Annotated in this window: 12 protein-coding genes; 3 read left to right on the forward strand and 9 right to left on the reverse strand. The window is 34.7% G+C overall.

Translation table 11 applies throughout. The features are described 5' to 3' along the window. Positions 1–35: 35 nt before the first annotated feature. The 3 genes from HM984_RS06510 to HM984_RS06520 form a co-directional block, all read right to left on the reverse strand. A complete protein-coding gene (locus tag HM984_RS06510; protein WP_179348570.1) occupies positions 36–407 on the reverse strand; it encodes a hypothetical protein in 372 nt (123 codons plus the stop codon). A gap of 71 nt (positions 408–478) precedes the next feature. After that, positions 479–1,936 (reverse strand): DUF5689 domain-containing protein, encoded by a 1,458-nt coding sequence (locus tag HM984_RS06515; RefSeq protein WP_179348571.1) that lies wholly within the window; start codon positions 1,934–1,936, stop codon positions 479–481. 78 nt (positions 1,937–2,014) lie between these two features. Beyond that, complete coding sequence (locus HM984_RS06520; RefSeq protein WP_115808253.1) at positions 2,015–4,795, reverse strand: carboxypeptidase regulatory-like domain-containing protein; 2,781 nt, start codon at positions 4,793–4,795, stop codon at positions 2,015–2,017. A 137-nt stretch (positions 4,796–4,932) separates the two neighbouring features. On the opposite strand from HM984_RS06520, the gene HM984_RS06525 reads away from it, so the two are divergent. Next, the gene (locus HM984_RS06525) at positions 4,933–5,973 is read left to right on the forward strand and encodes an endonuclease/exonuclease/phosphatase family protein (RefSeq protein WP_179348572.1); all 1,041 of its coding nucleotides are present in this window, start codon (positions 4,933–4,935) and stop codon (positions 5,971–5,973) included. An 87-nt stretch (positions 5,974–6,060) separates the two neighbouring features. Here the strand turns inward: HM984_RS06525 and HM984_RS06530 are convergent, their stop codons facing one another. After that, positions 6,061–6,501, reverse strand: coding sequence for a hypothetical protein (locus HM984_RS06530; RefSeq protein ID WP_179348607.1), 441 nt, complete (start codon positions 6,499–6,501; stop codon positions 6,061–6,063). A gap of 666 nt (positions 6,502–7,167) precedes the next feature. Here HM984_RS06530 and HM984_RS06535 point away from each other — a divergent pair. Further along, positions 7,168–9,165: a T9SS type B sorting domain-containing protein gene (locus tag HM984_RS06535; RefSeq protein WP_179348573.1), complete on the forward strand. Its 1,998-nt coding sequence runs from the start codon at positions 7,168–7,170 to the stop codon at positions 9,163–9,165. A gap of 16 nt (positions 9,166–9,181) precedes the next feature. Here HM984_RS06535 and pbpC read toward each other — a convergent pair whose 3' ends face one another. Then, positions 9,182–11,533, reverse strand: a complete 2,352-nt coding sequence (pbpC, locus tag HM984_RS06540) for a penicillin-binding protein 1C (RefSeq protein ID WP_179348574.1) — start codon at positions 11,531–11,533, stop codon at positions 9,182–9,184. 145 nt (positions 11,534–11,678) lie between these two features. Between pbpC and HM984_RS06545 the strand changes: the two genes are divergently transcribed. Continuing rightward, positions 11,679–17,528, forward strand: a complete 5,850-nt coding sequence (locus tag HM984_RS06545) for an FIDD domain-containing protein (RefSeq protein WP_371312131.1) — start codon at positions 11,679–11,681, stop codon at positions 17,526–17,528. Between the two features lie 8 nt (positions 17,529–17,536). Here HM984_RS06545 and HM984_RS06550 read toward each other — a convergent pair whose 3' ends face one another. The 4 genes from HM984_RS06550 to HM984_RS06565 all read right to left on the reverse strand — a co-directional run bounded on the left by HM984_RS06550 (position 17,537) and on the right by HM984_RS06565 (position 24,946). Then, complete coding sequence (locus HM984_RS06550; RefSeq protein WP_179348576.1) at positions 17,537–17,872, reverse strand: antibiotic biosynthesis monooxygenase family protein; 336 nt, start codon at positions 17,870–17,872, stop codon at positions 17,537–17,539. A 59-nt stretch (positions 17,873–17,931) separates the two neighbouring features. Then, positions 17,932–18,783: an SH3 domain-containing protein gene (locus tag HM984_RS06555; RefSeq protein WP_179348577.1), complete on the reverse strand. Its 852-nt coding sequence runs from the start codon at positions 18,781–18,783 to the stop codon at positions 17,932–17,934. A gap of 100 nt (positions 18,784–18,883) precedes the next feature. Continuing rightward, the gene (locus tag HM984_RS06560) at positions 18,884–19,336 is read right to left on the reverse strand and encodes a hypothetical protein (protein ID WP_179348578.1); all 453 of its coding nucleotides are present in this window, start codon (positions 19,334–19,336) and stop codon (positions 18,884–18,886) included. Positions 19,337–19,372: 36 nt separating this feature from the next. After that, entirely contained in the window at positions 19,373–24,946 is a 5,574-nt protein-coding gene (locus HM984_RS06565) for an Ig-like domain-containing alpha-2-macroglobulin family protein (protein ID WP_179348579.1), read from the reverse strand. Between the last annotated feature and the right edge of the window lie 165 nt (positions 24,947–25,111).

Consider the following 25,111-nt stretch of genomic DNA (forward strand, 5'->3'; position numbering starts at 1 on the left):
AGTATAAAAACGCTATCCGAAAGGGTGGCGTTTTTTTATTGAACTTGAAGTAGTATAAGGGCTATTGCAAAGCACCCTAGAGGGAAAAGCCATAGTAAGTATATAGAAGTGTCACTGCGTTTAGATTTAGCGTTAAGAATCATTCGTTTCTTTCCGTTGTAACGCATCCAGTTTTTAGAAATTATAAACAATGCGACTATTGAAAATAATACCCAAAATTTTGTAGAAGACATTATAGCCATCTTCATTTGGCTGGCGAATGCCATAAGGAAAGTCGATAAAGCAAATATAACGGACAACTCTAAAAACGTAATATAAAACAACGCTATATTTAGGCTTCGTTTGCCTAATTTTTTTTTGTAATGGTTGAAAATTAAAATATAATAATTGTCAAATAATGAAGTCATATAGATAGAGTTTAAAAAATAAAACCTGCAATGTTTATCATTGCAGGTTTGATGAATATTATTTTATCGGTTTAGTTTGGACCTAAAACTCTATAATTATCAATTTCAAAAGTACCATCAATAGTTCCTGTATTTGGAGACTCATTGCCGCTATTATCACCACCAACGTATTTAAAAGCTACATAAGCTGTGCCTGAGTAATTGCTTAAATTAATTAATCCAGAATCTACCCAATCTTGGTAAAATGTGTCATCAGAAACTATATTTCCCGGTAAGGAAGTCCATGTTGAGTTAGTTATTGTAGAAAGATTTCCATCCCAATCAGTAGATATTAAAAGTTCTAATTCACTATCGTCATCAAAATTGTTTGAAGATTGGAAGTTAATAAACGTTAATTCTTGAGAATCTAAATCAATAGATGGACTAATTAGCCAAGCAATATTAACTGGTACACCAGAGTTATAGGCTCCCATTGACGCAATTTTGTTTCCAGGTCCTGGATTACCACTATCAGTAGTCGTTAAAGCTCTCCAGTTATAAGTGCCCTCTTCTGCATAGGCTGTCCAGCCATTTCCAGATACAGTGGCACCTGTTGACATTCCTTCAAAGTCCTCAGAAAAAAGGTTGCTGAAATCCGCAGGATCTAATAAAGAACATCTAGCACTATCCATATTTACATCATCAGTAGAGTTTAAAGCCAATATTAAGCTAGCTCCATCAAAAGTTTTACTAACAACAGCTGTAACAGATCCGTTTCCAATTGGTAAAGGCTCATTTTTAAAACTTGAAAAACTACTCGTTTCTAATATAAATTGTGGGTATGTAAAACCTCTACAATCTTGTAAGATTCTTTGAGTATCGAAAACTTCAATTGGGTCAAAATAATTTAAACCAATTTCATCATCTGCAAATTCTACATTTTCGACTTTTACTAAAACACCTACATGGCTACCATTGATTGCAGTTAAGCCTAAGTTTAAAGGAGTAAGTTCTTCAGTAACTGTAGATCTTAAAACTTTTTGTCTAATTTGAATTTCATTTAAACTTGATACAGTAGTGCCAAATTGATCAGTTTCAGTTCCTCCACCAATAGTAGTAACTCCGTTTCCAACACGTTCTTCACCAATGAATAAACCTTGAAGACTAATATAAACTTCTCTTCCTAAATTGAATTGGTTATAAGTATCAACTTGGTTTAAAATTACTTTTAAACCTGATGTTGGGTTTGTAGGACTATCTTGAATAAAAAATTCTTTAAAGAAGTTCCCTGTTTGGTCAGATGAAGATACATAACCTTTTACATAGTCATTAGTATCTACAGCTTCGATGAACTCTCCTCCTTGGTACAATGCTTTAACCTCTGCAAATGTCAATTCATTTCCAGTCTCTAACAATGATGTAAGACTTTTATTTTCTTCGTCTCCTAAGCTATTAGGAATAGTATAGTCATCATCTTGGACACAAGATGTAATAGCTACAGAAGCTATTAAGACTAATATTAATTTTAAAGATTTAATCGCTTTATTCATAACTTTTTTATTTATAATTATTGAATCTATGAAATTTGAACATTTCATAATTGTGATATTATTTGTTAATTTTTCTTTTTAGAATCTTACGTTTAGGTTAACAAAATAGTTAGCTCCACGTCCATACCAGTACTTAGAACCAAATTGAGGATTGCCATCAGCATTATCATCTCTAAGTTCTCTGTAGTTAGCATTTCTACCTTGCTCAAAACCACCTGTTTTGTAAACTTCATCTAGGATGTTACCAACACTAGCAAATAGACTAATATAATATTCATCAACTTTCCAAGATTTACCACCTACAAGGTTAATAACCATATAGTCGCTAATTTTCTCTTGTTTTAATAAGTCAGTAGCTATATCTTCATCATAGTCATTTATTGGTAATCCGTCTGAATCTAAATAGAAATTCTCTGTTCTTGTTAATGCATTAACATCTATATAAGCATTAGAGAAGAAGTTAGCTGTTGCGCCAAACCACCAGAAATCTGGATCTCTATATTCAAAACCAATAGAAGCAGCTCTTTGTGGGCCTCCTGCAAGTTTATAATCTTTTAAATTCGCTTTACCATAATCAATAGAACCGGATCCATCTGCTGTTTGAAAACTAGCAGACGTTAAGTATAAATTAGGGTTGTTGTCGTATGTGTATTGACCAATAGAAGCAGCACCTTTTAATTTTATAGTTGGTGTTACTTGTGCTTCAATTCCTAATTCCATTCCTAAATGGCTTTTGTCTATACCTTGTAAAACTTCTTGTACAAATGCAGATGTATCGTTATCTGCGATATCATTACCACCACTTAAACCATCAGCATAATAAAAGCCAACTTCGTTAGCATCTTCTATTTTTGTATAGAATCCTGTAACTTTAGCATTAACTATAGGTGATCTAAATATGTAGCTTGCATCTAAAGATGTTACTATTTCTTCACTGATATTATTTACAACAGAATGATTTTCTCTAGAGTTAGAGTACGTGTTACGTAAATTTGGTGCTCTAGTAAGGTAACCTCCATTAACATCAATTAAGTGTTTTCCAGTAATTTTATATGTGAATCCTGCTTTTGCACCAAGGCCTGTAAAAGAAAGTTCTTCTCCTTTTCCAAAAGACGCTGGTCGTCCGTCAACTCCATCAAATCTACTATTCTCCCATAACCCTTCTCTTTGGTATGTTGTGCTAGTTATATTAGCAGAAGCATAGAAATCAAATTTGTTATACTTAAACTGTCCTTGAGCATACCCTGAAATGACATCAGCATATAAGTTATAGTTATATCTGTATTTATCTCCTTCTTGTACTATTCTATCTTGATTACGGTTATCGTATTGGTACCCATCAAAAGAATCTACGTTTAATAAACCAACATCAGAGCCTAATAAATCTAGAACTTCTCCAAAGTTTTCTGATTTTAAGTTTTTGTAGTTTACCGCTCCATTAATAACGATGTGCTCATTAATTTCAGAAGTAAATATAGAATTAACCGTTAGTTGTTTGTCATCAGCTCTGTCTTCGTATAAAGCGTAAGCAGAAGTAATGTCACCTATATTATTAGTAACGTTAGCATCTATAATACGATTCCAATCTAATTGACCATCATTTATAAATTTTTGCCCTGCTAAATACGCGCCAGCAAGATCATCTCTTTGTTCGTGGTAGCTAGGTAGTAGTTGGTAATAAGCAGCACTTGGGTTACCACCACCACTATAATCTAATCTACTGTTTCCTAGTTTTCCAAATTGGTAACCAACATTAGTGTTTAATCTTGTTTTAGAAGATATATCCCAATAGTGATTTAACATAAAGATTGGCTCTTCAACTTCTTTAATACGAGAGTTGCGTTGTTCACCATCTAGGTCTCCCCAGTACTCATTATATTTAATCCCTTTAAGGTCATAAATCTCTTGCGTGTTTGGTGACGACTTTCCTCTTCTATTAGGTGTGTAAACTGAAGTAAAGTTAATACTATGCTTATCGTTTATTTTCTTTTCTACAGAAGCAAAGAATGAATTAGAATCATATAATGTTCCATCCACAAAACCTTCTTCTCCCCAACGTCTTCCTAACATAAGCGCATAAGACCAGCCTCCATCTAATAAACCAGATGCATAACTTGCCATTACACGGTTAGTATAACTTCTATTAGAAGATGAATAGGTAAAACGTCCACCTTTTCTGTAAGAAGACGCTCTAGTTATAATGTTTGATGTTCCTAAAACACCGCCAAAATTATAGTCAGAAGGCGTAAGACCAGTTGTTAAAACTTGGTTACGCATCATATCGTTTAATCCTCCCCAATTACTCCACTGTGGTCTCCCGTTGTAAAGTTTGTTCATCTCAATACCGTTCATTAAAACAGAACCGTTTTCAGAATCTAAACCTCTAACTTTAAAGAAGGAAGAACTAAACTCAAAAGCTGCTGTTCTTTGAAAAACATCTAATGAAGATGATAATAATCCAGATATGTTATCTGCACCACTTGTGTCATCATTAAGTTCATCATCAGATAACGTAATTGTAAACATATCTTGTACATCTGTGACATCGATATCTAAAGTCATATCCGTAATATCTACGGTTTGTCCTTCATTTACAATAATAGGGTAACGTTTTGTAGCATAACCAGCTTTAGAAATTCTTAAGACTTGTTCGCCTAATGGCACATTGCTAGAAAAAATAAATTCACCGAAACCGTTGGTCAAAGTTGATTGTTGGGTTTCTTCAATAGTAATTGTTACATCTGGAATTGGTTCAGAAGATGCGGCATCTTTTACACTACCTTTAATAATGGTACTTTGTGCCATCATGGTAAAGGAAGTTAAAACTCCAAATAGTAAAATAATTAAACTTTTTTTCATATCTAAATTTAAAGTTAATAATCTTGGTACATTAAATAAAAGTTATTTAAGGCGTGCAAATTTACATTATTTATAATAAATATCTACTTTTGGCTCAAGATTTGTAAAGTAATTAATGTTAACATAACATGCGATAAATGAAAAATTTAAAACACAGCTTATTAGTAGTATTCGTTTTTGTATTTATAAGTGTAAATGCTCAGGAAAAGAAAAAGTATAAAATTCACACCGTAGCATTTTATAATTTAGAAAATTTATTTGATACCATAAATGACACCACTAAATATGATGAGGCTAGTCCTATAATGGAATTAAATCAAGGTTTAAGAGCTGAGGCATATAAGAAGAAAGTGAAAAATATGGCAAAGGTAGTTGCTGATATTGGTTATGAAGATACCAAAAACTCACCTGCGATTATTGGAGTTTCTGAAGTTGAAAACAGACAAGTGCTAGTAGATTTGGTTAATGATCCACAATTATTGAGTAAGGATTATGGTATCGTTCATTTTGATTCTCCTGATAAAAGAGGAATTGATGTCGCTCTATTGTACCAAAAAGCACTATTTAGACCTATTGAAACTAGTTCTCATGAATTACTTATATATGATGATTCTTCAAGAGAGCGTGTATATACGAGAGATCAGTTATTAGTTAGTGGTGAATTAGACGGAGATTTAATTCATATTATTGTTAATCACTGGCCATCTCGAAGTGGAGGTGAAGCAAGAAGTCGATTTAAACGTGTTGCAGCGGGAAAATTAAATAAACGTATAATTGATTCTTTGCAATCTATAGATCCTTATGCTAAAATCATGACGATGGGAGATTTTAATGATAACCCTATAAATGACAGTATGAAAGAGGAATTAAAAACGGAAGCAGATAAAGAAGAGGTGAAGTTAAAAGGTATTTATAATCCTTATGAAAACCTATATAAGAAAAAAGGATTAGGAACAACTGGTTATAGAGATTCATGGAGTTTATTTGATATGATTTTATTTACACAACCTTTTTTAGAAAAGGATTATACGTCTTTTAGATTTTATAAAGCAGGAATTTTTAACAAGTCGTATTTAACGAATAAAGAAGGACGCTATAAAGACTATCCTTTAAGAATGATTGATGCAGGTCTTTCAGGAGGTTATAGTGATCACTTTCCTGTATATATATATACTTAGTTAAAGAATTATAAACGAAATTTTGAAACTAAAAAAAAGCGTCTAAATACTATTTAGACGCTTTTTTTATGTGCTATGATTTAAAATTTAGAACCAAAGGTTCCATGGAATCATATATAAAACACAAGCTAAAGCTAAAGTATAAAAAATAGCCAGTAGCTTAAATTTTGGCTTAGAGGTCAATTTCTTTTTGTGTTTAGAATAGCCTATTGTAACTAAAGCTACAGCAATAATCATGGCGAAAGGATGTTCTATAATTAATTTTCTCAATCCTGAGTTTTTCATCACTTCTCCCATACCACCAACTTGTTCAATCACTGAAAAATAATCCTTAGTGAAATACAATATAATACCAATTAGTAATTGAATATGCATTGTAATTAATGCGAATAATGAAATTCTAAAATCTTTTGCATCGAATTCCTTGTCGCCAAAAAATTTAATTAATGCGTTAAATGTTGCAAGTACTAAGACTAAAAGTACAAGATAGGCCCAAATTGAATGTATAAACTGTACGGTTTCCATAATGATAAGTTAATTAATTTCTGTAAAAATACACATTAGAATTTTACATGGATAATAATTTAATTATTTAGCAAAAAAAGAATCTGTTTAACTTTTGACGACTCTTATTATATAGACTACTTAAAATGGAGGTTATGTTATAGCATTACTTAGTAACAATGTTATTATGCATTCGGTTATGTTCTTCGTAGGAATTTTATAATTTCTTTTAACGTCTGATAAATTATTGGTGTTCTAAAATGCCAGTGAACATTATAGCTTATTTAAGTACTTACATTTTCTGTTTATTCTAAGAATCCATAAATGAAAAATTGGACCTAAACCTACATTCTCTAGTTTTACTTCTACTATGAAATAATTACTTTATGAAATGTATTTCTAAACTTTTCTCAATTTTAAATGTGTTTTTTTATTTAACCCGTAAAATTTGGGTTTAAAACAAGATGAAAAGAAACGGATTGCTTTAAAATTTGGCAAACATTTCAACAAGTTCCCATCCGTTTTTTTTAAAATAATAAATTTAACGTTATGTTAACTATACATGAACTATACAAAAGGGGTTTTCAGGGTTCTTTTTGCCGAAAAGCTATAATTATTGCACAAGGTTATATATATATTTGAACGGGTTAAACCATTTTTAATGTATACTGTTAATCAAATTCTATGAACATGCTAAACAAATTCTTAAGTCTTAAAGTAGTTATTATTTTATGTGTTTTTTCTTTTTCAAATGAAGCGAATGCACAATTAGGTTTTTGTACAGGAAGCTCAGGTGATCCTATTTTTTCCGAAGACTTTGGGACGGGCACAATTAATTCAGTCTTACCAGAAGGCACAACAACTTATTATTATACAGATGGATTTCCTGATGATGGATTTTATACACTAGGTAATGGTTCTTTTGGAAATGGTTTTGATTGGCATCAGGTTGAGGATCATACGCCTAATGATACCGACGGGAAATTTTTAATGGTAAATGCGGGCTTCAGTGCCGGTGAATTTTATAGAACAACGATTACAGGGTTGTGTGAGGCTACGACTTATGAGTTTTCAGCATGGTTACTTAATTTAGTTAAAATACCAGGCTTCTGTCATGATTTAGGTATAGAGATTCCTTTTGATGTTCGTTTTCAAATTTGGGATAGTACGGATACTAATTTATTAGCAAGTGGAGATACAGGTGATGTTTATGGTGCGGCAGATCCTACATGGGAACAGTACGGTTTAGTATTTCAAACCTTAGCGGGGCAAGATGAAGTAATTCTAAAAATGATTAACAATGGTGATGGTGGTTGTGGTAATGATTTAGCTATCGATGATATAGAGCTTAAAACTTGTGGAGATATTGTAGTTGTTACAGATGAAGTAGATAACACGTCTGCTGATATTTGTAATAGCGATACACCTTTTTCATTAGCCTTAACAGCCACTCCAGATTATGCTGTATTTACTTCTCATTTTTACCAGTGGCAACAAAGTAACGATGGTGTGACATGGACCGACATTGCAGGTGAAACAAATCAAACGCTTGTGGCATCAGTAACAGCATCATCATTTTATAGAACTAAGATTGCTGAAATAGCAACTAATTTAAATAATGATCAATGTTTATTGTTCTCTGACGTTTTTGAGATAACAGTAAATGCAAATCCAGATGCACCTACAAGTAGTGGAGATATGCCTTTTATTTGTAATACAAGCGAAGCACAACTATCTGTTACAGTGCCGTCAAATATAGAAGTTAATTGGTATGATAATGCTGTAGCTGGAAACCTTTTACAAGCAAATAGTCTTAATTATACAGCAACAGCTTTAGGTACTTATTATGCTGAAGCTGTAGATACTTTAACCGGATGTGTTTCTACATCCAGAACAGCGGTAATCGCATTAAGTGCTGTGCCAGAACCACCGATTAGTAATGGTGATGAAGATTTCAATTGTAATTTTAATGAAGCTACTTTATCCGTTTCTGCTCCAGCAGGAGTGACTGTAAATTGGTATGATAATGCTGTAGGAGGAAACCTTTTATTGGCTAATAGTCTTAATTATACGACCACTTTAGAAGGAACCTTTTATGCGGAAGCAGTAGATGATATTACAGGTTGTGTTTCTAGTGCTAGAACAGCAGTCGGTACAAGTGTATTTGCACCAAATGAACCTATAAGTAATGGTGATGTTGATTACGATTGTGTCGCTCAAGGAGCCATATTGTCGGTTAGTGTACCATCAGGGATTACTGTAAATTGGTACGATTCAGAAATAGGAGGAATTTTAGTACTTGCAAATAGCACAATATATGAGGTGAGCGATCAAGAAATATATTATGCAGAAGCCGTTAATGATCTTACAGGATGTATTTCAGATTTTAGAACAGCGGTAAGTATTTCTGTAGACTCGGGGCCTCAAGATTGTTTTATACCTCAAGGTATATCACCAGGTGTTTCCCCAGGGCAAAACGATAACTTTGATCTCAGTAATTTTGATGTTTCAAAAATAGAAATCTTCAATAGAAATGGAACTTTAGTTTATTCAAAAAATAACTATAAGGACGAATGGGAAGGTCAAACTAACAATGGTGACGAGTTACCTGTAGGTACTTATTTCTACACTATGATTTACGATGGAGGTGCAAAACAACATAGTGGTTGGATTTATATTAACAGATAATAGTATAAGCTATATCTTATTCTGAAACTGTAATATGATGTTTTAGTTCATTCCCTAATTCATCTACAATGGTAATAATATGTTTACCTGGTTCAGGCAAAACAGCTAAATCATGTATGTCTTTAGTACTGCCAATATAGTTACTGTCTATATACCAATGGATTTCTAGTTCTGGTTTAGAATGTGCGACTTTTAATATGAACTCATTAGTTTTGCCATCAAAACCTTTAGGTAAATAAATAGTACTTTGTTGGTTGGGGTAAATGAATTCCATACTAATTCCTGAAGATTCAGTACAATCTATTCTAAATGGAGGTAATGGTTTGTAAAACGGATTTTTATTCTTGAAATAGTAAGCTTGAAGCGGAGGCAAAACAAACCAAGATGTATTTGTAATATTTGAAATGTCTTCGCAAGATGAGTTGACCTGATAGTGTCCTGAAGCATTCACGTGTACTAATTTATGAAACGGGCAAGGTTCTGTTTTTTTTCCACTTGTCTGTATATATTTTAGTTCTGTAACATCACAAACTGGTGACGCTCTATAGCCACTTTTTTTGCAAATACTCACTTCAAGCATTTCATCATAAGGCTTAGCAAACCAATCACTTTTAGGTAATAAATCAAAAACATCAAACATAATTGGTGCAGCTGTTTGCACGCCAACTAAGCCTGGTCGCCCTTCGCCATCGGCATTTCCTGCCCAAACACCAACGACATAATCCTTTGTTGTGCCAATTGCCCAAGCATCTCTAAAGCCAAAACTTGTTCCTGTTTTCCATGCAATTTCTTGCGAAGAATCATAGTAATTCCAACTTTCATCACTTTCTGGTCGGTTCACTTGTTTCATGCTTTCAAAAGTTAAAAAAATAGAAGCAGCATCAAAAACCCCTTTCTCAGATGTTAATTTTCCGAAGTCAACAGTTTCATTAGAATTGTAAATAGGTTGAGAAAATTCATTTGTAAAATATTGACTAGAGTTGCTATTAAAATGATTTAAAGTCGATGCCATACTAGCATAACTTTTACACAAATCCCATAGGTTGCTTTCTGCACCTCCCAATATTAAAGATAACCCGTAATGATTGGCATTATATTTTAAATCTTTAAGTTGAAGTGCTTTGAGGTAATGATAAAACCGATCTAATCCAAATTCTTGAAGCATTCTAACCATAGGCACATTCAGTGATCGCGATAATGCTTCGTTGGCTTTTACAGCTCCGTCGTAAGTTTGATTGTAATTTTCAGGTTGGTAACTTCCAAATTGTGTAGGCACATCTGCCACTAAAGTATTTGGTAGTAAATCTCCAGCATCAAGCATGGCAGCATATAAAAAGGGCTTTAAAATACTACCTGTACTTCTGGGCTTGTCAATAATATCTACACTATTTTGGTGGGTTTTATCTGTTGGGGAATTTCCAATATAGGTGAGTACCTCTCTTGTTTTTACATCTAAAACTAAAACGGAAAGATTATGAATTTCATTTTGCTTTAAGAGATCGTAATGTTGCTTTACAAGGGCATTTGTTTGTTCTTGAAGTTCAATACTAATCGTCGTTTTTATGCGCTCCCCTCTATTTGTTTTAGCTACTTTTTGAAGTAAATGTGGAGCGATTTGTGGTAGCGGATATGGTTTTTGTGGTAGGTTTTCTGCTATCGATAATTCATAGGTTAATTCATCTATGGTTCCATTTTTAAACAATTTTTTTAATAATCGATTTCGTTTCTCTAACAACCGTTCTTGATTTTTTCCTGGGTAAATTAAGCTTGGAGCATTGGGTAATACAGCTAAAGTGGCACTTTCTGCCCACGATAGGTTAGAGGCATTTCTATTAAAATAACGCCAAGATGCCGCGTCGATACCAACAACATTTCCGCCAAATGGAGCATGACTCGCGTAGAGGTTCAAAATGTCATCTTTAGATAATCTGAACTCTAAACGTGTCGCCAGAATAAGTTCTTTTAGTTTTTCAAAATAGGTGCGCGATTGTCCTTTTCTAGAGAGTCGAATGACTTGCTGTGTTAATGTGCTTCCTCCTCGTTTGACGCTACCAGAACTTAAATTGTCTTTTAAAGCTTTAAAAATTGAAACAGGATTAAATCCAGGATGTTGGTAAAAGTATTCATCTTCAAACTGAAGAATACACGTTTTAAATTTTTCTGGAACAGTATTATTGGCAGGAAATCTCCATTGACCATCATCTGCAATTAAGGCTCCTAACAGTTCATTTGATTGGCTTGTAATAATTGTAGCCGTAGGATCTTTAAATAATTTCTTCGGTAAACAGAAATAATAGACAATTAGAAGCACAAAGAGCACTACAAACGTAATTTTATTTTTCTTAAAGTGCTTAATTAAACTATACATGACCTATACATATGTGGTTTTTGGGCCTTTTTCGGCTAAAAGCCAAAATTATTATACAAACTTATATATATATTTGAACGTGAGAAACAATTTATTCAATCTTAAAATAATCATAATTTTTTGTGTTTCTTTTTTTACAAAAGAAGTGCATGCGCAATTAGGATTTTGTCAAGGAAATTCTGGTGATCCGATATTTGTAGAAGATTTTGGAACAGGTACCAGTTATATTCCGCAATTGCCAGTTGGCACAACGACTTATACTTTTGTCGGATACCCAGGACCTCAAGATGGTCAATATACAATTGGGCCGCAAACATCTCATTATGGTTGGAGTATGCCTAGTGACCATACAGGTGATGTTAATGGAAAAGCATTAATTGTAAATGCGAGTTTTACTACAGGAGAATTTTACACCACACCTATTGATGGTTTATGTGAAAATACAACTTACGAATTTTCATCATGGTTAATGAACATATTACCGCTCTCTGGCTGTGGTGGTAATGGAATACCTGTAAATGTACAATTCGAAATTTGGGATAATACCAATACTAATTTATTAGCATATGGTGATACAGGAGATATATATAGTGAAGTTACACCAACATGGGAGCAGTATGGATTGGTCTTTCAAACCTTACCAGGGCAGACGTCGGTTATACTCAAAATGATTAATAATGGAGCTGGTGGTTGTGGTAATGATTTAGCTATTGATGATATTGTATTTAAAAGTTGTGGGGATTTAATTGCTGTCGAAGATACTAGTAATAATAATTCAGCTTCTATTTGTAATTCAGAAACACCGTATTCTGATGTTATTACGGCAATACCAGATTTTACAGTATTTAGTAATCATTTTTACCAATGGCAAGTCAGTACTGATGGTGTAAATTGGACAGATGTTGCTGGTGAGACAAATGCCTCTATTTCTATCTCAGGAATTACCACGAGAACTTATTACAGAACGAAAGTTGCTGAATATGCTACCAATATTAATAATTTAGATTGTAATACATTTTCAGATGTATATGAAGTATTTATTAATCCAAATCCTATAGCTCCTGTTAGTAATGGAGATGTTGATTTCGATTGCATTAGTAGCCAAGCAACTCTATCTGTTGCGGCTGTAAGTGGCATAAATATTAATTGGTATGATGCCGCTGCAGGTGGTACTTTGGTGCAATCAAATTCTGAATCATATTTAGCAACAGCTCCAGGAATTTACTATGCGGAGTCTGTTGATGCAATTACAGGATGTGTGTCTATAACAAGAGTGCCTGTTAATGCTTCGGGCGCTACTTTTCCTGCAACTCCAGTTAGTGATGGTGATGTTAATTTTAGTTGTATAGCGAATGATGCAACGCTTTCAGTTACAGTTCCAAGTGGGATTGTTGTAAATTGGTATGATGCGCCAACGGGTGGTGCTTTATTGCAATCAGATAGTGTTTCGTATCTCACTGCAATGGAAGGAACATATTACGCTGAGGCTGTAAATACAGTAACAGGTTGTATATCGTTAACAAGAGTTGGTGTTACGACATCTACTGTTTTACCAGAGGCACCGATTAGTGATGGTGATGCTAATTCAGGTTGTAATTCAGTTGAAGCCACATTATCTGTGATAGTGCCAAGTGGAATTATTGTAGATTGGTTTGATACGGCAACTGCAGGAAACTTATTAGTATCTAACAGCACAACCTTGGTTGTGGATACATCAGGAACTTATTACGCACAAGCAACAGATCCAATTACAGGTTGTATTTCTGCAACGAGAACAGCTGTGAACGGTGATATTTTGACCCAAGATATTGCTTCTTTTAATATTACGGCCACTTGTGATGGCGCTACAGTTATTATTAATGATACCTTAGGTGGAACTTTTAGTTTTAATCCTTCGCCTTCAGACGGAGCAACCATAGATTCTAATACGGGAACAGTTACTAACGGAACATCAGGAACGAGTTATACTATTGAATATGTAACACCTGGATTGTGTTCGGACACCAAAACGGAAACATTTAATGTATTAGTTGCGGATGATGCTTCATTTTCAATAACTCCAACATGTGATGGTGGCGCATCTACTATTACAGGAAATTCAGGAGGTAGTTTCTTCTTTAATCCAATGCCAACGGATGGAGCTTCAATCGATACAAATACTGGCCTTATTACTGGAGGAGCCTCAGATGCAACTTATACTATTGAATATACAACAAGTGGTGTTTGTCCTTCAACAAGTACACAATCAGTTACAGTGTATTCGGCTGTAACACCTATCGCACCAACTCCATTAGAAGTTTGTGACGATGGTACACCAGATGGACTTACAGTAATAGATTTAAGTTTAAAAAATGCAGAAATCACAGGGAGTAATCCTAACTATTCTATAAGTTATTACGAGACGTTCGCAGAAGCTGAAGCTGAAACAAATGTATTGCCAACACTTTATACTAACACTAGCAACGGTCAAATTATCTTTGCAAAAGTTAAGGATGTCAATACAGGTTGCTATGCAATTACAACTTTAGAATTATTAGTGCAACAAGCACCAATTGCTAATACACCACAAGCTTTAATATATTGTGATCCAGATAATGATGGTTATGGTTTGTTTACGCTTACGGATGTCAATGATGAAATCACTGGAGGTGTTTCTTCAGGTCTTACGGTAACGTATCACGAGACACAGACCAATGCTGATATTGGTGTGGATGCTATAGACACTACGGTAAGCTATAATAATATTGTGCAAAATGCTCAAATCCTTTATGTAAGAGTAGAAAGTTCAACTATAGCTACCGACTGTGCGACTATAATTTTGTTAGAGTTAATCGTTGAGCCAACACCTCAGCTCATTGCTCCAACAGCATTAGAAGTGTGTGATGATTTATCTGCTGACGGATTTGCAACATTTGATTTAACGAGCAAAGCATCAGAGTTGTTGAATGGCCAAGATCCAGCACAATATATCGTTAGCTATTATGAAACAGAAGCCAATGCGGAAATAGCGAATAGTGCAATTACAAATCCATTAGCTTACATCAATACAGATGATTTTAACCAAATAATTTGGATCCGCGTAGAAGACAATACAACGGTAGAAGGCTGTTATAAAATAACAAGTTTAGAGTTAATCGTTAACCCATTACCCGTATTAGTAACACCAGCACCATTAGAATTATGTGATGTTAATAATTCAGGAGATGAACAAGAAGGTTTTATTTTAGAAGATGCTAATGATGAGGTGCTTAATGGTCAAACAGGTATAACGCTAACGCATTATGAGACTCAATTGGATGCAGACAATGCGACAAACCCAATTGTAAGTCCGTATGTAAACACAAGTAATGCGCAAACCATTTTTGTGAGAGCACAAAATGATATTACAGGTTGTTACAATACCGTCACATTAACCCTTAGAGTTAACCCAATACCATCACCAGAGCCAAATCCAGATTCAATAGAAATATGTGATGTTGACAATGACGGTTTTGGTCAGTTTGATTTAGAAATCCGTACGGTAGAAATTACAAATGGTGAATCTGATGTTGTAATTACGTATCACGAAACACAGAATGATGCAGAGACGGGAAGTAATGCTATTGTCGGCTTGTATAATAATATTGTAGCTCATAATCAATTAATTTATGTACGTTCAGAGAATACGTTAACAGGTTGTTATAGTCTTACTCAGAATGCGCTAGAGCTTATTGTAAACCCAGCACCAGAAGTGCCCGTAAATCTAGAAGCATATACAATCTGTGATAGTAATAATGATGGTTTAGCTCAATTTGATCTCACGACTAAAGATGAAGAAATCCTTAATGGTCAAGATCCGCTAAATGTGATTTTAACCTATCATATAAGTGCTGTCAATGCTGAAACGGGAACTAATCCAATCATCAATATTGTAAACTATACGAATACGGGTAATCCTCAAACTATTTACGTACGTTTATACGATCCTATTACAGGATGTTATGATACAGGGCAATTTGAATTGATTGTAGCATTACCACCAGAAGCAATACAACCGACGCAATTAAGTGAATGTGATGACTTAGGTGAGGTGCCTGGTGATGAAATAACAGCATTTGACCTTACGGTAAAAAACGCAGAAATAACAGGTGGGAATACGAGTTGGTCAGTGGCTTATTATGAAACGAATACAGATGCGCAAGCTCAAGAGAATGCGATACCAGACCCAACAAATTATAACAATAGGTCTGTAAATGGACAAGTAGCAAATCCACAGACGCTTTATGCAGTGGTTACCGATACAAATACGGGTTGTGTAGATTTTGTAACTTTAACAATAAGAGTATTACCTAATCCAACTCCTACAGAAAGCAGTTTGTTACCAAATATAGAATTGTGTGATGACATCAATACAGGAGATGGTGTAGAGCTATTTGATCTCACGGAAAACGAAATCCTAATCCGTAACGGAGAAGCTGGAGTTACTGTTACATATTATGAGAGTGCAGACGATGCTGATTCAGGAACAAATGCAATACCAGATCCAACACAATACACAAATATAGAAGCATCTGAGCAAGAAATCTATGTTAGGGTGACTAAGGATGCTACTGGTTGCTATGCCTTAGTAGATTTTACTATTGTAGTGCATCCTCTACCAACAGTGGTTGCGGTAACCGACTTTATACAATGTGAATTATTTACCGATGGCTTTGATAATTTTGACTTAACAACTAAAGACGAAGAAGTTTTAAACGGTCAAGACCCAACACAGTTTATAGTGAGTTACCATGAAAACCTAGCGGATGCCGAGGCAGGAATTAATGGAGTTGCAGGTTTATATACGAATCTTAGTAATCCACAACAAATCTTTGTAACCATCACCAACACTATTACGGGTTGTTCAATCAGCACACAAAGTTTTAATATTGAAGTACAAGAAGCAGCTCAGGCTAATCCAAATTTGGAGCCCATTATGTACGAAACCTGTGATGACAATATGGAAACCGATGGTAATCCAGCTAATGATAGTGCTCAATTTAATTTAACCACGAGAGATCCAGAAGTATTAGACGGGCAAGATCCACTGAATTATATCGTGACGTATTTCGCGACACAAGAAGATGCAGACTTAAATGTAAACCCATTACCAACATTGTATGAAAATAGCGTTAATCCACAAGTGATTTATGCAAGAGTAGATAATGACACACTTGATACAACAGGAAATGACACATCAATCTGTTATGAAGTGGCCGAATTGACGTTACAAGTAAATCCATTACCAGAATTTAATTTAGAAGAGAATTATACATTGTGTTTAAATACGAATGGAACAGAAATATTAGAACCATTAGTAATTGACACAGGTTTGTCTACAGTAGATTATAGTTTTATATGGACTTATGAAGGTGCACTTATAAGCCAAACAGGATCTAGTATTATGCCAACTGAAGGCGGAACTTATGCTGTATATATAACGAATATAGTCACAGGTTGTGAAAATGAAGATTCGACATTAGTGATAGAAAGTGAACCACCAAGTTTAACTATAGAACTAGTAACACAAGCCTTTGCCGATAATCATGTTTTAGAAGCTTTAGCTATAGGAATTGGTGTTTACGAATACAGTTTAGACGGAGGGCCTTGGCAAGATGAAGGAACATTTACGAACGTATCAGCTGGAGACCATGAAATCACGGCAAGAGATAAGAATGGCTGTGGCTTAACAGTAACATCAAAGTTTATTATCGATTACCCGCTGTATTTTACTCCAAATGGAGATGGTAATAATGAGACTTGGAATATTGAAGGTATTGGTAGTAATGCTATAATTTACATATTTGACCGTTACGGCAAGTTATTAAAGCAACTAAGTCCTGATGGAGAGGATTGGAACGGAACATTCAACGGTAATGCGATGCCGACAAGCGACTATTGGTTTACAGTAGAGTACGACGAGCCTAGTAGTGGTGTTCGTAAAGAGTTTAGAGCTCACTTTGCTTTAAAACGATAAGTAGATTTTTAATCTAGCTTAAATTCATATTCTCTTTCAACTTTACAGATCCTCACATTATACCAATTGTACCATTGTTCGCGTCCTTTTTGTTGCGCGAGTAAATGCTCAGTATTAGCTTTCCAACTTTTAATGGCTTCTATGCTTTCCCAATAACTTACAGTAATACCGACTGCTCCACTTAGCGTAATCGAATTGTCATTTCTAGCGGAATCGATACCTAAATAACCTTCTTGTTGTTTAGCTAGGTTTTCCATTGTTTCTGCCATTTCGGGATAGCCTTCAGTAACTTCTGATTGCGTTGAGGTGAAAATAACAGCGTAGTAGGGTTTAAAATTATTCATGATTTTTAAAAATTAAACCTAACAGGTTTCAAAAACCTGTTAGGTTTTGTTATTTCTGGTTAACAGCCTTTAGGCATATCAAACTCAATTATTTTTTCAGTGATATTATCTTCAAAATCGGTCAATATGATTTTAAGAAAAACACGATTTGTTGAAACTCCAATAGGATAATCCTTCACGTTTTTTATCGTCTTAAAATAGTCTAACCAATCTGCTCCACATTGGTCAATAACTTCAGTTTTTAAATCCTCAACGGAAGTGTCAATAAATTGTTTCCAATCATTTTCAGAATACGCTAAAGTTTCAAAAGTGTTAGATCTCGTTTGTTTTAGTGGCCTCCATTCCGAATCAAAATGTTTCCAGTCATTGGCATCACATTTCTTATCGACGCTCATAAATGAAATGCTGTTTTCGTAACGCTGAAAAATACTCACATGCTTATAATCATTATCAACCAAAACAATTTGTTTTTTTTCAGGTGAAGCTCCACTATCGACATTGATTGTTATGGAATCTTGCTGTTTTAGATTGTGAGTCCTTTTGTAGTCACTTGTGGCTAAATTTTTAATTTCAACATTCAATTTATCCAAATCCAATCGGATGGTTTTAGAAATTTTTGTTGAAGATAAGTAGCCATTAAACACATAACCAATATGGTTTCGAGTTTCAACTTTTACCCATTCTCCACTTACTTTTTTTCCACCATCGAGCACGACTAATTTTTTGTCTGTTTTTTCAAGAACTCCAATGGCCTCTCCATAGGCTAATTTGCTTAGCATTTTACCGCTTACATCGGGCTGATCTCTAAGGGATAATCCGCTTTCTGCTGCTACGTAAGCATTTTGTTGTGCTGTTACTAATGCGACAGTGAAGAGCATTCCGATCGCTAAAATCTGCTTTAAATTTCTCATAATTTTGTGATTTAAGGTTAAACATTTTAGCGGTTTTGTTTCTAGGATTCTTGCCTTCCGGACGGCGAGTATTTAGTTTATGCTGAACTTGATTCAGTATCTAGTTTTTTGTTTTTTCATTTATATATTTAAATAGCTTAGGGAATTCGTCTTTAAAGTATGTCTCATCCATTTTTCCATCATAATCATTATCACCATATTCTAAGCCTACTCCAATCATACTATGTAAATAATTTAAATTTACATTATCATAATTTTTTGTCATTTCAATGATTTCATCTTCACTTAGCCTATATATAATTTGAGTAATTACATACCCTAAATTATATGAGCTCTCACCACCACCCGTTGGGAAATGAATCAATTGTTTAAAAGCTTCAGAATCCTTATTCAACGATGACTTTATAAAAGAAGCCATTTTTCTGTTTTTAGAATAATCTTGATGAACAACCAAAGTTTTCTCTAAAATGATTCCTTCAACATTATCAGTCTTACAACTTGTAAAAATGATTAAGCTTAGGAATAGAGTGCTATTTAAAATCAGTTTTTTCATATCATGAGATTCCTGCCTGCGCAGGAATTTGTTGTGCTACTTCTCAACAGTGATCCATTCTCCTTTGTTTCTCACCAAATAGTCATTATCATACATGGCTTCAGCTTGTGAGCCTGGTAAATAATAGGTGCCTAGGTAAGAGGCATTCAGCAATACGGTGAACGTTTTGGTACCATGTTTGCCTTTAGGATTCATATCGAAATAGAAATTCACTCTGTCATCTCTAATGTCTGTGTATCTCGCTTGACTTACTGTGGTATCTCCAAAGGCTGTAAATCTTGTATTGACAATATCCCAACCTGAAGGGAAAATTTGCGTTAAAGCCACATCGTGTACATAGTCATTAGTTAAGTTGGAAATACTTACCGTCGCTACAAAATCTTGTCCTTGTTGAAGCGTTTTAATATCAATTTTGTTGCCTTGTAAATCTTTGTATACAGTTGAAATAGTAAAGCCACGTTGCTCAGCTAATTCTTCGCCTAATTTCAATTTACCAGAATTTAGTACTCTCACATAAACCAAATTGTCTTTTGCGTTCGTAATGGTAAGTTGATTGGTACCATCATTAATAGGAATACTGCGTTGCGCAATGGCATTTTTAGTATCTATAGTTTCTGATTTACCATTAATACTATAAGTCAGTTTTAAATCTTTACCACCATTTTTAACAACCATTTTCCCCATGGCTAATAAACTATAAGCTGTCGTTTGCGTACTCATCCAATTATTGCTTGATAAGTCTTTAGCAATGGTTTTTGCTAAATCTCTAGCTTTTGGGTTGCCCGTAATAATCATCGTTTCTAAAGCCATAGCTCTATTTCGATCTACTGAACCATAGGTGTAATAATTAGATTTAGACGGTTGAAAATTGATGTTTGCTGTTTTAGAAATCGCATCACTCGCTTCTTGTTGTCCTGCTAAAGCATATGCTGCTGCTAATCTCCATTTGGCTTCGTTAGATAGTTCTTCAAACTCACGCAATCTATTCATGCTTGCTAAATCTGGGCTACCAGCTAAAGCTAAGGTGTATAAGCGATAGGCTTGTGCCAAATCGGAATGATAAACACGGTAGCTAGGTCTCCAATTTCTAGAGGCTTGTTGTTGGTAAGCAATCCAGTTGCTCTTAAACGTTAATGGCAATACAAAGCCTTTTTTCTCAGCTTCAATCATAAAGTGACCAGCATAACTTGTACTCCAATCATTAGCGGTGTTTTCTCCCATCCAATAGCTCATGCCGCCATTAGGTTGTTGGAAATTGCCTAAACGTTTAATACCACTTTCAATATTACTTTGGACTTCTTTTTTCTTCTGAGCCGTTAAATCAAATATATCAGCTAAGAATAGTTGCGGGAACACACCAGATGTAGTTTGTTCTAAACAGCCATGCGGATAGCGGATTAAATATTGCAATCTACCTGTAAAGTCCATTGGTGGCAAGGTTGAAAATTCTACCGTTGCTGAATTTGTTCCTACAACACCAAAGGTTGTGATATCTATTGTTTGTTTGGTATTTGCCTCTAATTCATTATCAATAACACGCGATGTGAACGGATTAGGATTCTCTACATCAATTTCAACTTTATAGGTTGATTTTTCACCGTTTCCTGTAGCGATGACTTCAATGGTATTGATGCCTTTTGCTTTGGTAACATCCAATTCAAAATAGACCATTTTTTCATCTGGTTTATCGAATCTTATCGATTGGGAAGTGTCGCCTTTTACGACAATACCATCACTTAATTTTAAGGATAGGTTGACGTTTTTCACTTTGTCTTCCATGGCAAAAACCGTCACGGGAAGTGTTACTTTTTCACCAGGACTCAATTTGCGTGGTAAAGTTGCTAACACCATTAATGGTTTTTTAACCTGAACCGATTTCTCGGCACTTCCATAAGCTTCTGTGGCATTATTACCTGCTACAACCATAGCTCTAACCGCACCAATATAATTTGGCATTTTTAGCTGATGCGTTTTTGTTTGTCCTTTATCCAATAGGAAAGGCCCTAAATACGTCACCACAGGTTTAAAACGGTTGGCTTTCTTGTTTTTTCCAGCAGCAGCACTTCCATCTCCACCAATAGCGAAGACTTGGTCAATACTTCCAGAATACGCTCCAATAACATCATCAAAAATATCCCAAGTTTTTACACCTAAAGCTTCACGTGCATAGAAACTATCCCAAGCATTTGGTGTTTTAAAACGCGTTAAATCTAACAAGCCTTCTTCTACAACGGCAATAGTATAGGTCATAGATTTGTTATGCTTTTCAGATACTTTTATCTCGTAAGATTGCTCAGGCTGAATCACATCTGGCATTTTAATTTGTGGCTCTAATTTTGTCGAAGGATCCTCAACCATCATAGGAATCACACCATACAAACGAATTGGTAAATCGTTAGAGGTAATAGCATGCGGTTGTAATAACGAAATATTAATAAACACATTTGGTGCCATTGCTGAAGTTACAGGAATATCCACAGTCGTTTCACCTGGCTTAGTTTTTACCCATTGGTGTTGTAGCACTTCTGAACCATTTTCTATACTTACTAGAGCCCGACCTTCAGATCCTGAAGGGAAGGTTAATTTTGCCGTGTCACCAACATTATAATTTTCTTTATCGGTTGAAAATACTAACATTTTAGCCGCTTCCTTATCGTTCGAAGGATTTGATGACCACCAGTTTTTATAGAAATAAGCCGTTCTACCTGTAGCATGTCCGCTTACAGGATCTACCACTCTAATTAAGTAGCGTCCGCGTTCGTCTTCAGGGATTTTAAGTTTAAAATTTGCTTTTCCGTTGGCATCTGTATTCACAGAAAAGGACTGAACAGGTCTGTGATAATTGCTCGATACGTAACTCGATAAGTTATCGTAAGAGGAATTCCACCACCAGCGCCATTCGACTTTATAAACCTTTACTTCTAGATTTTTACGTTGAATAGGTTGTCCTTCAGCTGTAACTGTAGCCACATCAAACGTGTGGTTTTCATCTGTAAAGTAGGAACCATAATTGTTGCCTTTTGGTGATTGTAACCCAACAAAACTTTCGTAAGGTGCATAAGGCATGGTGAAAGCATCTAGTGAAAAATCACCTCCGTTTTCAAACGCTCGCACTAAAAATTGAGCCGTTAACATACCAGGAGCATTTTTACCGATATTTAATTTAGCGTCAATTGTAGCATGACCTTCTTCATCTAAATTACCTTCAAAAACATTGGTTTCTTCAGAACTGAATGTTCGTGTAGGGTCGTTAAAAACGTAATCTTTATAGCCTTTAAAACTTGTATAAGTTGATGTGAATTTTGCTTTTATTTCCGCTTTTAAGTTCTTTGCTGGTGCGCCATGTAACCACGTCACATTTAAATCTCCTTGAAGCGGTTTGTCGTTGGTTAAAATATCATTTTCAAAATCGATTTTAATTTTTAATCGGTTTGGTTTTACGGTTTCAATTTTTAAACCTTTAGAAAATGTTGCTCCTCCAACAGAAACCTTCGCATTATAATTTCCGGTTTTATAGTCTGTTGAGGTTGGCACCGTGAAATCATAGAAATTATTAAGGTTATCTATAGAGATTTTTCTGTACACTAATTTTCCAACAGGATCTGTGATTTCTAATTTTACAGGATGACGCTTTGGTAGTTTGTTTGCAACATCATTCAACATAAACGTTAAAAACAAACTATCTCCTGGTCGCCAAACACCACGTTCTGCGTAGATGTAGCCTTTAAGTCCACGTTGTAGTCGGTTACCAGACACATCAAATTTACTCAGCGATAAGGACATACCATCGTGTAATTTAATATAACTCACATTACTACCTTTAGTCGCAATCGCAAAAGCAGCTCTGTGTTTAGCATCGATTTTTATAATACCGTCTTTATTGGTAATTCCATTTGCTAATTCTTGTTGTTGGTAATTGTATAGTGTGACTTTTGCAGCACTTTCTGGACTAGTTGATAGAATATTCGTTATCGCAAATAGATAAGTATTATCCGCACCTTGTTTCGCAATAATTCCAAGATCTGAACTGATTAAATTCTGAGAGACCACGCGATTGCCGTAATTAAAATAAGAGTCCGTACAAGGATTATCTCTATCTCTCCAGCGGTAATTGGTATTTCGGTAGCTATAGGTTAAATTGTCCCAATAGCGTTCTTCTCGTAAGTCTTCTTCTTCCTCAGTACTTTCTTCAGAAGCGTAGTAATCTTCCTCATAATAATCGCCGTAGTAATCATCTTCATCAATGGTTGTTGTTTCAGCATTCGACGTACAATCGTAAAGCGAATACTCCTTTTTAAAGCTTAACTCCACTCTGTAAATCGCACCAGGATCTGCTTGAAGATATTTTGATAAATCAATACTGTAAGCTTTCCATTTTCCGGTGTTTTGATTTTCTTCTTGAATTAAAGTGATGGTCTCCTTTGCAATACGTCTACCTACTTTTTTAATAGCATATTGGTCGCCACTATTAAGGTCGTAATCTTGTAAAAATTGAAGGACGTTATCTTCAAAAATTTTAATGATTCTGACATCAACTTTACTCAAGTTAACCGCTTCAAAATTGAATTTCAATTCTTTTGAATTTGGAAGAATACTTCCGTTGCTAATAAGTCGGACTTCAGGTTTTAATTCTTCAAAAGTTAACAGTTCTGAAAACGGTTTCTTTAATTTGAAACCATCGGTGTTTTTAATGCCTTTAAAGACATCGACTTGAATATCTCCAACCAATTTAGTGTCTGGATACACTCTTAGTACATTACCATCAACAATATATTTTGGATTTTTAACGCCTTGAAGCGATACTAATCCGGCGAAATTTTGCTGCTTTACTAAAGGATCTGAAAAGTTTAGCGATAAGAATTGTTCCGGACTCTGAACAACTTCTGTATTCACAATCGTGAAATTATTTTTTCCAGGAATAGTGATAAAGTTCTCACCTTTATTGTCCGCTTTTATAGCAGATCCATCCCATGTGATATCAATTTTACTATCTTCAACTAAACGGTTAATACTATCTATTTTAAACTCGAAGAATTTTGAAGTTTCATTAGCTTCATTCCATACTAAGTTTAAAGATTTTGAGTTCTGGGAAGCAGCGACTAATTTTTTAGCTTCATTAAGTGAAATCACATCAGCCGATCGTAATTGCGCAAACATATACTGCCATTCTTTACTATACGATTGTAGGTTTTGAGTGGTAATATTGAAACTTGGTGTGATGGTTTTAAATTGAAACGTATAATCTTCAAAATCCTTTGGTATAGTATTATAAATCGCACCCAATTTAACGTTTACGGTATATTCTGTAGCAGGTTCTAAAGATTCATCTGGTGTAAACAAAAGTGTATGATTGTTCATGGCTTTTAATTGTCCTTGAACGTGAGGTGTTAATTTAATAAGGTCAGCTGGTAATGTTTTATCTATTTCCCAACCACTAACAGTATCTGAAAGTGTAATTTTTATAGGATCTGCAACAGACACCAATCCTGAAGTAGTGTAACTGATATAGTCTCTAAATTTAAAAATGTTATCCGTTTCAACAGGCTTCTTTTTACAAGAACATACAAATGCTAGAATTAGGAGTAGGAGGAGGTGCTTTTTGATGTTCATGTTGCTGATGGATTTAATTGAATGTTTCGACTAAGAAGCAAAGGTAAGTGCTTTCTTGTTAAATAAGTACGCTTAGATTTTTAGTTTTAGACGTAGGTTAATTGTTAAATTGGTCTTAAAGTTAATAATTATACACAAATGAGTTAATGAAATTAAGATAGTTTT

Source organism: Winogradskyella pacifica, from assembly GCF_013403915.1.
GTDB lineage: Bacteria > Bacteroidota > Bacteroidia > Flavobacteriales > Flavobacteriaceae > Winogradskyella > Winogradskyella pacifica.